The following is a 13,673-nucleotide window of genomic DNA, read 5'->3' on the forward strand; positions in this document are numbered from 1 at the left end:
GTGGAAATTACCCAAATATTAGGATATTTTGGTGCGTTGGCTATAGGGGTAGTTTTGGGACTGATTGGTAGTGGAGGTTCATTAATGGCAATTCCCATATTTACTTATTTTTTCCACATTGGTCCGGTAACGACCACAGCTTACTCTTTGTTTGTTGTTGGCACTTCGGCTACAATAGGCGCTTTAGGTAATTTAAAGAAGAAACTTGTAAATTTTAGGATAGTTGTATTTTTTGGTATTCCAACTTTTATTTCAGTGTTTCTGGTTCGTAAATTTCTCATTCCTATTATTCCAGAGGAACTATTTAGTCTTTTCGGTTATGTTGTAACACAACATTTTGCGATACTATTTTTACTGGCTGTTTTGATGTTGGTATCTGGGTATTCTATGATACATAATAATAAGGTCTATCATAACCCTTTTGAGCAGTTGTATTATAACTATCCAATAATGATAATAGCTGGGGTGCTGATAGGTGTTTTAACAGGTGTTATCGGTATAGGTGGCGGTTTTCTTATAGTTCCATCACTTGTAATCTGTTTGCGTTTACCAATGAAAAATGCAGTGGTCACTTCAATGTTCATTATAGCTTTAAAGTCCCTCATTGGTTTCTTGGGTGATATTCTCAGTGTTGAAATCAACTGGTCTTTTCTATTTGGCTTTACGTTGGTTTCTGTTTTAGGTATTCTCTTAGGAAGCTATTTCTCAACATTTGTAAAGGGCGAAAAGTTGAAAAAATATTTTGGTTGGTTCTTAATATATATTGTTCTATGTATAATGGTTAAAGAATTATTTTTTGGCGAAACATAGTTTATTTGAAATCAATTATGATTTATTAAAGTTAGATGAAAGATGAAATAATTGTAAACTGTGTAATAGGATGTTTTTCTCCGTATTTATGCAGGTATAGTGGGTTACCATAATTAATATAACAATGATAAATTGAATTAGAATGATAATCGTAATTTAGTTTTAAATTATTTGACCCTGAACTTAAAACAAAAGAATAGCGATCTTATAAAAACCGAAGCCAAACGCCTCGGTTTTTTATCATGTGGTATATCTAAAGCAGATTTTTTAGAAGAAGAAGCACCTAGGTTAGAAAAATGGCTCAATAAAAATATGCATGGTGAAATGGGCTATATGGAAAACCATTTCGATAAAAGGTTAGATCCAAGAAAATTGGTCGAAGGGTCTAAATCCGTTATTTCCCTTCTTTTAAATTATTACCCGGAAGAAACCCAGCGAGAAGATGCCTATAAAATTTCAAAATACGCCTACGGTCAAGACTATCATCACATTATAAAAAATAAACTTAGGCAATTACAAGAATTTATAACCGAAGAAATAGGTGAGGTCAATGGTCGTGCTTTTGTTGATTCTGCTCCGGTTTTAGATAAGGCATGGGCGGCAAAAAGCGGACTGGGGTGGATCGGTAAAAATAGTAACCTTTTGACCCAACAAGTAGGTTCCTTTTATTTTATAGCGGAATTAATAGTTGATATTGAGCTGGAGTACGATCATGCCGTTACCGATCACTGTGGTACTTGTACCGCTTGCTTAGATGCCTGCCCAACACAGGCAATTGTTGAACCTTACGTGGTAGATGGTAGTAAGTGCATATCGTATTTTACCATTGAGTTAAAAAATGAACTTCCAAATGAGATGAAAGGTTCTTTTGATGATTGGATGTTTGGTTGTGATGTTTGCCAAGATGTTTGCCCATGGAACCGTTTTTCTAAATCGCACAATGAGCCTTTATTCAATCCCCACCCTGAACTACTTTCTATGAGTAAAAAAGACTGGGAAGAAATTACCCTAGAGGTTTTTCAAAAGGTCTTCAAAAAATCTGCCGTTAAACGAACAAAGTTTAGTGGCCTTACTAGAAATATAGAGTTTCTTAAATAATTTCATTTTCTCAATCGTTTTCGTAGGCTTTTCCTTTAGATAATTAAGCAAAGGAGACTTATTTATATTATATTGGTTGCTACTTTAAATTATGTTTTTCTAAGTTATAGCATGATTTTTATATGAATATGTTAAAATTGACCATTAAATTATAAAAGTTTTCCTTGATGAAAATAACCAAACCCAGTCTTAGTTTTTGGCAGATATTTAATATGAATGTTGGATTTTTAGGAATCCAGTATAGTTTCGGATTACAGCAAACGGCTATTAACCCTATATTTCTTTATCTAGGCGCACCAGAAGATATGTTGCCTATTTTGAATATAGCGGGCCCTGTAACGGGTTTGATCGTTCAGCCAATTATTGGGGCAATGTCAGATAAAACTTGGTCTGCACGGTGGGGGAGAAGAAAACCTTATTTTTTGATTGGGGCAATTTTAGGTAGTTTGTGTCTTTTTGCATTTCCTACAAGTCCTGTTTTGTGGTTCGCCGTCGGACTTTTATGGATTTTAGACGTAGGTAATAATATGGCTATGGAACCCTATCGTGCTTTTGTAGGTGATAAGTTGCCCGAAAAGCAATTAAGTTTAGGCTACCAAATGCAAAGTCTATTCGTTGGGGCCGGTATTCTCTTGGCAAACGGATCTATTGTTTTGTTTCAATACTTGTTTGGAGGTGAATCTGTAGAAGTGGCAGGCACCATACCAACGTGGTTATATTATTCATTCTATATCGGTGCAATTCTGTCTATTACTACCATACTTTATTCGGTATTAAAAACACCTGAAATTCCTCCATCATCAATGGAGTTGGAAGAAATAAATGCGGCAAAGTCCAAACCGTTAATGGAACGGATAATGTTTCCATTCAAAGAAATTGCCGAGTCAATAAAAAGAATGCCCAAATTTATGTGGCGAGTAGGGGCGGTTTATTTATTTCAATGGTATGCATTGTTTATTTATTGGCAGTATACCACACCTCTTTTCAAGTTGACCATGGGGTATACTACTGGAGAAGCAGCATCGCAATCAGCGCAAATGAGTTTAACTTATAATGTTGTCACCATGTTAGTAGCTTTAGCTTTGGTACCTTTGACCTTGAAATTTGGAGGTAAAAAAGTATATGCGTTAAGCCTGTTTGGTACGGCGGTGTCCTTATTCTCTATTCCATTTATTACCGATCCTATTTTGGTTTTGGTGCCAATGGTTTTATTCGGTATTGGTTGGGCGGCAATGATGGGTATACCTTATACAATGGTGTCAAAAGTTGTGCCCCAAGATAGAAGGGGAGTATATATGGGTATTTTAAATATGATGATCGTAATACCTATGGGAATAGAGACTTTGACATTTGGACCTATATATAAATATGTACTAGGTAATAACGCAATAAATGCGATGTTGTTTGCAGGAGCATTCTTTGCAATTTCTGGTATGTTGGCGCTTAGATTAAATGTAAGGAGCAAAGCCCAGGTTATTGATCTGTAGTAAATATTCCACTTTTTCCTTTTTGTAAGGGTTCCATTTATTTTGTTTGCATAAATACCGTTACTATTTACACTTTTTTGAAGAATACCTTTAAATTTGACCTTTTAAAATAGAACGTATGAGCAAGGAGAAGCAAAGAAGGGAAGCATTGGTGTACCATGCTAAACCTCAACCAGGTAAGATAAAAATAGTTCCTACAAAACCATATAGTACCCAAAGAGATCTTGCCTTGGCTTACTCGCCAGGTGTGGCAGAACCTTGTTTAGAAATAGCTAAAGACAAGGATAATGCCTATAAATATACTTCCAAGGGTAATCTTGTAGCAATAATTTCTAACGGTACCGCTGTTTTAGGTCTAGGTAATATTGGTCCTGAAGCATCAAAACCTGTCATGGAAGGTAAAGGTCTGTTATTTAAGATTTTTGCCGATATCGATGGTATTGATATAGAAGTGGATACCGAAGATGTAGATAAGTTCATTGAGACCGTAAAGATGATCGCCCCAACTTTTGGAGGTATCAATCTTGAGGATATTAAAGCTCCAGAAGCTTTTGAAATAGAACGTAGATTAAAAGAGGAATTGGATATTCCTGTTATGCATGATGACCAGCACGGTACGGCAATTATATCTGCTGCAGCGTTATTGAACGCACTTGAAATAGCAGAAAAGAAAATTGAAGAAGTTCGTATTGTTATCAGTGGTGCCGGTGCCGCAGCAGTTTCTTGTACAAAGCTATATAAGGCTTTTGGTGCCAAGGCCGAAAATATCGTAATGTTAGATAGTAAGGGTGTTATTAGAAAAGACGCCGAAAATTTATCGGCTGCCAAAAAAGAATTTGCTACGGATAGAAAAATTGATACTCTTGATGAGGCAATGGTAGATGCCGATGTATTTATCGGACTTTCCATAGCTAATATCGTATCGCCTGATATGCTAAAGTCAATGGCGCCGAACCCAATTGTTTTTGCAATGGCAAATCCGGATCCTGAGATAGCTTATGATTTGGCCATAGATACCCGAAAAGATATTATTATGGCAACGGGTAGATCTGATCATCCTAACCAGGTTAATAACGTACTTGGGTTTCCGTTTATATTTAGGGGCGCGTTAGATGTTAGGGCTACTGCAATTAATGAAGCTATGAAGATGGCAGCGGTTAAGGCTTTGGCAGAATTGACCAAGCAACCCGTACCGGAACAGGTGAACATTGCATACGGTGAAACAAGATTGACTTTTGGTAGGGAATATATTATACCAAAACCTTTTGACCAGAGATTAATTCATGAAGTGCCACCGGCGGTTGCTAAAGCAGCAATGGAGAGCGGTGTGGCAAAAGCACCGATAGCCGATTGGGATAAGTACAAGGAAGAATTGATGCTTAGGTCGGGTAACGATAATAAAGTGGTTAGGTTATTGCACGGTCGAGCTCGTACGAACGCCAAAAAAATAGTTTTCGCAGAAGCAGATCATTTAGATGTATTGAAAGCTGCTCAGATCGTTCATGAAGAAGGTATTGCAATACCTATACTTTTGGGAAGAAAAGAGATTATTCTTGAGCTTAAAAAAGAATTGGAGTTTGATGCTGACCTTGTTATTATCGATCCAATGTCAGAAGACTTTGATGAGCGTCATGTTCGTTATGCTACTAAATACTGGGAAAGTAGAAAAAGAAGCGGAGTTACTTTTTACAGTGCAAAGATAAAAATGCGCGAGCGTAATTATTTTGGTGCAATGATGGTTCTTGAAGGTGATGCGGACGGAATGGTTTCTGGTTATTCAAGAGCATATCCTACAGTAGTAAAACCAATTTTAGAAGTTATCGGTAGGGCAACTGGGGTTAAAAAAGTGGCTACGGTGAATATTATGATAACCGAAAGGGGTCCTTTATTTTTAGCGGATACTTCTATAAATATAGAGCCTAATGCAGAAGAATTGGCAGACATTGCACAAATGACGGCCAATGTAGCGTCAACTTTTGGTTTTGACCCTGTACTTGCAATGTTGAGTTATGCCAATTTTGGCTCGTCAACGCATCCTAATGCCAAAAAAGTTAGGGAAGCGGTTCGTATTCTTCATGAAACTGCGCCCGATTTGGTTGTAGATGGTGAAATTCAAACAGATTTCGCGCTGAATAAAGAGTTGCATGAAAGCAAGTTCCCGTTTTCAAAATTAGCGGGTAGAAAGGTGAACACCTTAATTTTTCCGAATTTGGAATCTGCTAACATTACGTACAAGTTATTAAAAGAGCTAAACGGTGCAGACTCAATAGGCCCAATTATGGTTGGTTTAAGAAAAGCAGTTCACATTATGCAGTTGGGGGCAAGTGTAGATGAAATTGTGAATATGGCTGCCATTGCAGTAATAGATGCGCAAGAGAGAGAAAGAAGAAAGAAAGCAAAAAGTTCAAAATAAATTTTATTAAAAATAATTTAGCAAGTAAGGGAAATCGGTAATTATACTTATTTCCCTTTTAATTTTTAAGATTATGATACATCACTTAAAAGGAAAATTAGTAGAGAAAAACCCAACTCACGTAATTATTGAATGTGGTGGTGTTGGCTATTTTGTAAATATTTCTTTAAATACTTTTTCAAAGCTTCCAGAGCAGGAAAATATCTCTGTATTTACACACCTACAAGTGAAAGAAGATTCGCACACACTGTTTGGTTTTGTGGAGAAATCCGAGCGAGAAATATTTAGGTTGTTGCTGTCGGTTTCTGGTATTGGCTCAAGTATAGCAAGAACCATGCTTTCTTCTATGTCACCATCTCAAGTAAGGGATGCTATCGCAAATGGAGATGTTGCTGCTATACAGGCCGTAAAAGGGATCGGTGCCAAAACCGCACAAAGGGTAATTTTGGATCTTAGGGATAAGGTCTTAAAAGTTTACGATATAGACGAACTTTCGTTAAGTACAAACAATACAAATAAAGATGAAGCGTTATCTGCTTTAGAAGTTCTAGGCTTCGCACGTAAACAATCAGAGAGGGTTGTCGATAAAGTGCTAGGTCAAGATGCTTCTCTAAGCGTAGAGAATATAATTAAACTCGCGCTCAAAAATTTGTAATAAGTTTGAAAAACGGGGTAACTAAATTTCTTAAAATTTCTTTTAAGCACATCTTTGTATTCTTTATGTTTTTTGGTTCCATAACTACGGTAGTGGCACAAGAGACTGAAGAGCAGGAGATTGATTCTGTAAAAACTGGTTTTGATTTAGGAAGGATTCTAATTGAAAATCCAGATAGTATTGTTTCCAGGTATATTTATGATCCAGAAATGGATAGATATATCTATAATGAGAGTGTTGGCGATTTTAACATTGGATATCCGATTATTCTTACACCTGATCAATATTTTAAACTGATTCAAGAAGAGGGTATAAAATCTTACTTCAAAGAAAAATCTGATGCTTATTCGGGTAAAAAAGAAGGAAGTGAAGAGGCTCGAAAAAATTTACTGCCTAATTTTTATGTTAACAATGATTTCTTTTCTACCATTTTTGGTGGAAATACCATTGAGATAATACCACAAGGATCCGTAGCGATGGATTTGGGCGTTATTTGGCAAAAGAATGATAATCCTTCTTTATCCCCAAGAAATAGAACCAACCTATCGTTCGATTTTGATCAGCGTATTAGTCTAAGTATGTTGGGGAAAATCGGTGAACGCTTACAAGTAACGGCAAATTACGACACCGAGGCAACTTTCGATTTTCAAAACATCGTAAAGCTCGATTATACACCTACCGAAGATGATATAATTCAATCTATAGAAGTGGGTAACGTTAATATGCCTCTTAATAGTTCGCTAATATCGGGAGCTCAAAGTTTATTTGGTGTAAAAACAAAATTACAATTTGGTAAAACATCTGTAACGGCTGTTTTTTCTGAACAACGATCACAAAATAACACTGTAGTTGCCCAAGGTGGTGGAACTGTAAATGAATTCTCTTTATCTGCATTGGATTATGATGAAAACAGACACTTCTTCTTATCACAGTATTTTAGGGATAATTATGATAATGCACTTTCGTCTTACCCATATATACAGAGTCAGGTTCAAATTACCCGTATAGAAGTTTGGATTACGAATAGAACGCAACAAACATTGAATGTACGTAATGTTGTGGCTATTCAAGATTTAGGTGAGGCAGATATTACTAAGACCAGGGTGGGTCAAAATAATGGTAGTGCTGGCGGATTTTTTAATGGTCCTGCCGATTTAAGACCTAGAAACAACGCCAATGATTACGATCCTGCCTTGATACTTACAGGAAATGGAGCGTTAAACGATAACATTAGGGAGATTGCTACGGTAGAAAGCGGATTTAATGACGCTAGTTTTGCCGCTGGTTATACACCTAACCAAGGTTTTGATTATGCATACTTAGAAAATGCCAGAAAACTAGAAGAAGGAAGAGATTTTGATTATGATTCACAGCTAGGGTATATTTCTTTAAACCAACGACTAAGTAATGATGAGGTTTTGGGGGTTGCTTACCAATATACGTTTCAAGGGCAGGTTTATCAAGTAGGTGAATTTGCGAATGGAGGAATTGAAGCTACAACAGTAACTCAAGACGTAAGTACGGTTATTGAAAACAATACCTTAATACTTAAACTTCTTAAAAGTAATATTACCAACATTACTGATCCTATTTGGGATTTGATGATGAAGAATATCTATGCAACAGGGGCTTATAGTTTAAGTGAAGAGGATTTTAAGATGAACATCTTATATTCTGACCCTACGGCAAGAAATTATATTACACCCATAGAAGAAGGACCCGGTTCTGGTTGGCCCGAAGGTTTAGAGGAAGATATATTATTGAACGTCTTTAATTTAGATAGGTTAAATGTCTATAATGATATTCAGCCTGGTGGAGATGGTTTCTTTGATTTTATTAGTGGGCAAACCATTGATGTGCAGAACGGGCGTATAATATTTACCACGGTAGAACCTTTTGGAGAATATTTATATGAAAAATTGGAAAATGGTAACAGTGGTCAGTACGACGTAACATCTGGCTATAACGCCAATCAAGAGCAGTATGTATTTAGAGATATGTATGCCTTGACCAAAACGGCTGCTCTGCAAGACCCCGAAAAAAATAAGTTCTTATTAAAAGGTACATATAAATCAGAAGGTAGTAACGGTATTTCTATTGGTGCATTCAATGTACCACAGGGTTCTGTAACGGTTACCGCTAACGGAAGAACTTTACAAGAAGGTATAGATTATACGGTAAATTATCAATCGGGTACGGTTCAAATTTTAGATCCAAGTTTAGAGGCTTCAAATGTGCCTATTAATATATCCGTAGAGAATAATGCAGTTTTCGGGCAGCAAACGCGTCGTTTTACAGGTGTTAATGTAGAGCATCAGTTTAATGAGAAATTTGTATTAGGCGGTACATTGTTAAACTTGAACGAACGACCCTTAACTCAGAAATCTACATACGGAGTGGAGTCTGTAAACAATACCATTTTTGGGTTGAACACTAACTTTTCTACAGAGGTTCCTTTTTTGACCCGTATGGTAAACAAGTTACCTAATATAGATACCGATGTGCCTTCTAATATTTCCGTTAGGGCAGAAATGGCGGCTTTAATTCCTAGCTCACCTAAAAATGCCGATTTTGAAGGGGAAACTACCACATATTTAGATGATTTTGAAGGTGCACAGGCATTAATAGATATTAGAGCCTCGCTTGGGTGGTCACTCTCTAGTATGCCTTTGGAATTTGGTAATGATGATCAATCTTTTGGTAGTTCTCCAGAAGATGCAAATAACTTACTTAATGGTTATGGCAGGGCAAAATTGTCTTGGTATACTATTGATCCTATTTTTTATACTACGCAAAGACCTTCCACTGTTAGTGATGATGATATTTCAACTAACGCTACACGTAGAGTATATATTGATGAAGTTTTTCCAGAAACAGATGTAGCGCAAGGGCAAACACAGGTTCAAACTACCTTGGATATGGTGTATTATCCAGAAGTAAAAGGGCCTTACAATAATAATCCCGATTTTGAGACCGAAGCTCCGTCTGAAAAATGGGGCGGTATGATGCGTTCATTGAGTAGTACCGATTTTGAACAGAGTAATGTAGAATTTGTTCAGTTTTGGGTCATGGATCCATATGTAGACGGTATTGCAAATGGAGCAGGTGAGTTGGTGTTAAATTTAGGTAATATATCGGAAGATATTTTGCGCGATGGTAAAAAGCAATACGAAAACGGATTACCAGGTGTTGACAGTAACGATTTTGTTTCTCCTACTTCATGGGGTGAGGTGCCCGCTACACAGTCATTAGTATATGCTTTTGATGCAGACGAAAATAATAGAGTTTTACAGGATATAGGTTTTGATGGTTTGGATGATGCGCGTGAGGCCGATGTATATTCCAATAACGATGGAGATGATCCTGCTTTAGATAACTATGTATATTATTTGAATAGGGATGGAAGTATTCTTGAGAGGTATCAAGATTTTAATAATCCCCAAGGTAACTCGCCGGTTTCGGTAACCGATACCGATAGAGGCTCTACGACATTACCTGATGTTGAAGATGTCGATCGAGATTTGACAATGAATACCGTAAACAGTTATTATGAATATAGAATTGCCATAAAACCGAATACTACAATTAATGACGAGTATGTAACCGATATTATTGAGGGTACGGCTAGTGGAGATACACGAATTCCTAATGGAGATGATGTAAATTACCGTTGGATCCAATATAAGATTCCGTTAAGTGATTTTACCGATGCAGTTGGTGGTATTACAGATTTTAGGTCTATTAGTTTTATGCGTATGTATATGACAGGTTTCAATAGCCCTACCATTCTACGTTTTGCAACATTGGATTTGGTTAGGGGAGATTGGCGTACATATACCAATACGTTACAAGATACTGATATCGATAGTGATCCAACTAATGATGGTACCACTTTAGATGTAAATACGGTAAATATTGAAGAGAATAGCAGTAGAACACCTATACCTTATGTATTGCCACCTGGTGTTATTAGGGAGCAGTTGAACAACAACAATACTATTATTCGCCAAAATGAACAATCTCTTTCTTTAACGGTATCTAATTTAGAGTCTGAAGATTCTAGAGGGGTGTTCAAAAATTTGAATGTAGACATTCGTCAATATGAGAAATTGAAAATGTTTATTCACGCTGAAAAAATTGTGGATAGTGATTATGCAGATTCATCAACACCTTTGGTTGGTTTCTTAAGAATGGGTACAGATTTTACCCAAAACTACTATCAAATAGAATTGCCTTTGGAGTTCACCCCTTTTACAGCGGTATCCGATGAAGAAATATGGCCGGAGAACAATGAGATGAATATTGAGTTGAGCGATTTGACCAAGGTGAAATCGCAATGGATCGCAGATGGTGATCTAGATGATGTTCGGTTCTTTGAGATTGACAATGGGGAAGTAATTCCGGTTGGTGAGTTCGATGTTCGTACGCCAGGTAGACTTCGTATCGGTATTAAAGGTAACCCATCTTTAGGTAGTATACGTACTATGATGGTAGGTGTAAAGAATCAAGATATTTTACCGGCAAGAGGAGAGGTATGGTTTAATGAACTTCGTCTTGCGGGATTGGATAATAATGGTGGTTGGGCAGCAATTGCTGCGGTAGATGGTAATATTGCCGATTTTGCTAATTTTAGTGCAACCGGTAGTAAAAGTACTTCTGGTTTTGGTTCCATAGATCAAATGCCCAATGAACGTGCCCGTGAAGATGCAATTTCTTATGATGTGGTTACCAATGTTAATGTAGGTCAATTGCTTCCGAAGAAATGGGGAATTCAGTTGCCTTTTAATTATGGGGTTTCCGAGCAATTGATAACTCCTGAGTTTGATCCTGTGTATGATGATCTTAAATTAGAAGATAGAATTGCTGCCGAAGATACCCAAGAAGGTAAAGATGAGGTTCTGGAACAAGCGGAAGACTATACAAAACGAACCAGTATCAATTTAATAGGCGTAAGAAAAGATAGAGGAGAAGAGGCAGATGCCAATTTCTATGATATAGAAAACTTCACTTTTAACTACAGTTATAATGAAACTAACCATAGAGACTTTGAAATAGCCGAGTTAAAAGAGCAAAGTGTCAATACCGGTTTTGTATATAATCATAGTTTTGATCCTGTTGAAGTGGCGCCATTTGCTAAAAAAGATTCCCTTTTTACAGGTAAGTATTGGAAATGGTTAAAAGACCTTAATTTAAATTTATTGCCATCAAACATTGGGGTTACCTCTAATATCAATAGGCAGTTTAATGCGCAACGATTTAGAGATGTATACACCGATGGTGAGGATAGATTGGAGTTACCAGAATTGCAACAGCGTAACTATTTGTTCAATTGGCAATATGCTATAAATTATAATTTAACTAAATCACTACGTTTGAATTTGACAGGTTCTAACAACAATATCGTTAGAAATTACTTAAACGAAGATGAGCCTTTAGAATCTACGGATCGTATTATGAATGAATTGGGTATGTGGGACGGTTTCTTCGATGTTGGAGAACCTAATAGACATTCGCAACAAATGCAATTGAATTATGAAGTGCCTTTTTCAAAGATTCCTGCATTAGACTTTATTAGTACACAATATTCGTATACCAGTAATTTTGATTGGCAAAGAGGTGGTGATGCATTATTTGAGGTAGCCGGCGAATATATCAATACCGTGCAAAATGCAAATACACATACGTTAACGTCTTCATTGACCATGCAAAAGTTCTATGATATGTTAGGACTTAAAAAACGCGAAGCGCCTAAAGCAAATTCAAGAGGACCAATAAGAAGGGATAAATCTGGAGCGTTAGCGGAAGATCAGGAAAAAATAAAAAGTAAAACAAGTGACCTGTTCAATACAGTGGTTGATATTGTAACCATGGTAAAAAGAGTGAACTTGAATTATAGCGAAAATAATGGTACAGTGCTTCCGGGGTATACACAATCTGTAGGTTTTGTAGGTACAACTAAGCCTACTATAGGTTTCTTGTTCGGTAGTCAATCAGATGTTCGTTATGAGGCGGCAAGAAATGGATGGTTAACTGGGTTTGAAGATTTCAACGAGCAATTCATCCAAAGAACAAATAAACAACTGAATATTACCGCTACGGCTCAACCAACTAAGGATATTACCATTGACTTGGTGGCAGACAGGCAATACTCAGACAGTTATCAAGAAAACTTTAATGTTGTTGATCAAGAGTATAACCTACAGTTGGGTAATAACTATGGTAGTTTCAGTATCTCTACAATGATGATCGGTACTGCGTTTGGTAAAAGTGATGAGTTTGACTCCAGTACTTTTCAGCAGTTTAAAGATAATAGAATCACAATTGCCAATAGATTGGTGTCAGATAGATCGCAACCTATAGGTGATCTTGATGAAGACGGGTTTCCAGAATTATACGGTAAAACGCAACAAGAGGTATTGTTACCAGCGTTTTTTGCTGCGTATACCGGGCAAGATGCTGAGCGTGTAAACTTAGATACATTTAGAGATATTCCTATTCCTAACTGGAACATTAAGTACACCGGTTTAATGAAGAGTAAGTGGTTTAAAAAGAAATTCAAGCGTTTTTCATTGAGTCATGGGTATCGTGCATCATATAGTATAAACTCGTACCAAACAAACTTAGAGAAGGTACAGTTGCTTAAAGATAATCCGGGTGAGTTTGCAATAAATGAAGAGAATCTCGATATTCTACCCGATTTGATTTTGAACAATGTAGTACTTACGGATCAGTTTAATCCGTTGATACGTGTAGATTTTGAAATGATCAATTCGGTAAGTGTGTTGGCAGAGGTTAGAACAGATAGAGCATTGTCATTAAGTTTTGATAATGATTTAATGACCGAGATCAATGGTAAGGAATATACCGTTGGACTGGGATACCGTTTTAAAGATGTAAAATTCGTGACCAACATTGGTGGTAATAAGACTAGGTTGAAGGGCGATTTAAATTTAAAGGCAGATGTTACCCTGCGTGATAATATAACTATCATTAGAAATTTAGATATCAATAATAATCAAATTACTTCTGGTCAAAATTTAATGTCCTTAAAGTTTACTGCAGATTATGCGTTAAGTAAGAGTTTAAATGCATTGTTCTTTTATGATCACTCTTTCTCTAAATTCGCTGTTTCTACAGCCTTTCCGCAAACAACTATTAATACAGGATTTACAATTCGTTATAATTTCGGTAATTAATAAGGCGGTTTAAT

6 protein-coding genes are annotated in these 13,673 nt (G+C 36.6%); all 6 read left to right on the top strand.

The features are described from left to right. The 6 genes from DCS95_RS08160 to sov all read left to right on the top strand — a co-directional run bounded on the left by DCS95_RS08160 (window position 1) and on the right by sov (window position 13,659). On the top strand, window positions 1-810 hold the full coding sequence (locus DCS95_RS08160) for a sulfite exporter TauE/SafE family protein (RefSeq protein ID WP_116770319.1): 810 nt from the start codon (window positions 1-3) through the stop codon (window positions 808-810). Window positions 811-987: 177 nt separating this feature from the next. Further along, entirely contained in the window at window positions 988-1,908 is a 921-nt protein-coding gene (queG, locus tag DCS95_RS08165) for a tRNA epoxyqueuosine(34) reductase QueG (RefSeq protein ID WP_116770916.1), read from the top strand. Between the two features lie 167 nt (window positions 1,909-2,075). Next, window positions 2,076-3,395, top strand: coding sequence for an MFS transporter (locus DCS95_RS08170; RefSeq protein WP_116770320.1), 1,320 nt, complete (start codon window positions 2,076-2,078; stop codon window positions 3,393-3,395). 118 nt (window positions 3,396-3,513) lie between these two features. Then, window positions 3,514-5,808, top strand: coding sequence for an NADP-dependent malic enzyme (locus DCS95_RS08175; protein WP_116770321.1), 2,295 nt, complete (start codon window positions 3,514-3,516; stop codon window positions 5,806-5,808). A gap of 73 nt (window positions 5,809-5,881) precedes the next feature. Then, on the top strand, window positions 5,882-6,463 hold the full coding sequence (gene ruvA, locus DCS95_RS08180; protein ID WP_116770322.1) for a Holliday junction branch migration protein RuvA: 582 nt from the start codon (window positions 5,882-5,884) through the stop codon (window positions 6,461-6,463). 5 nt (window positions 6,464-6,468) lie between these two features. Further along, window positions 6,469-13,659, top strand: coding sequence for a T9SS outer membrane translocon Sov/SprA (gene sov, locus DCS95_RS08185; protein WP_425269155.1), 7,191 nt, complete (start codon window positions 6,469-6,471; stop codon window positions 13,657-13,659). Window positions 13,660-13,673: the final 14 nt, after the last annotated feature.

Origin of the sequence: Maribacter litoralis, from assembly GCF_003075045.1 — a bacterium.
GTDB lineage: Bacteria > Bacteroidota > Bacteroidia > Flavobacteriales > Flavobacteriaceae > Maribacter > Maribacter litoralis.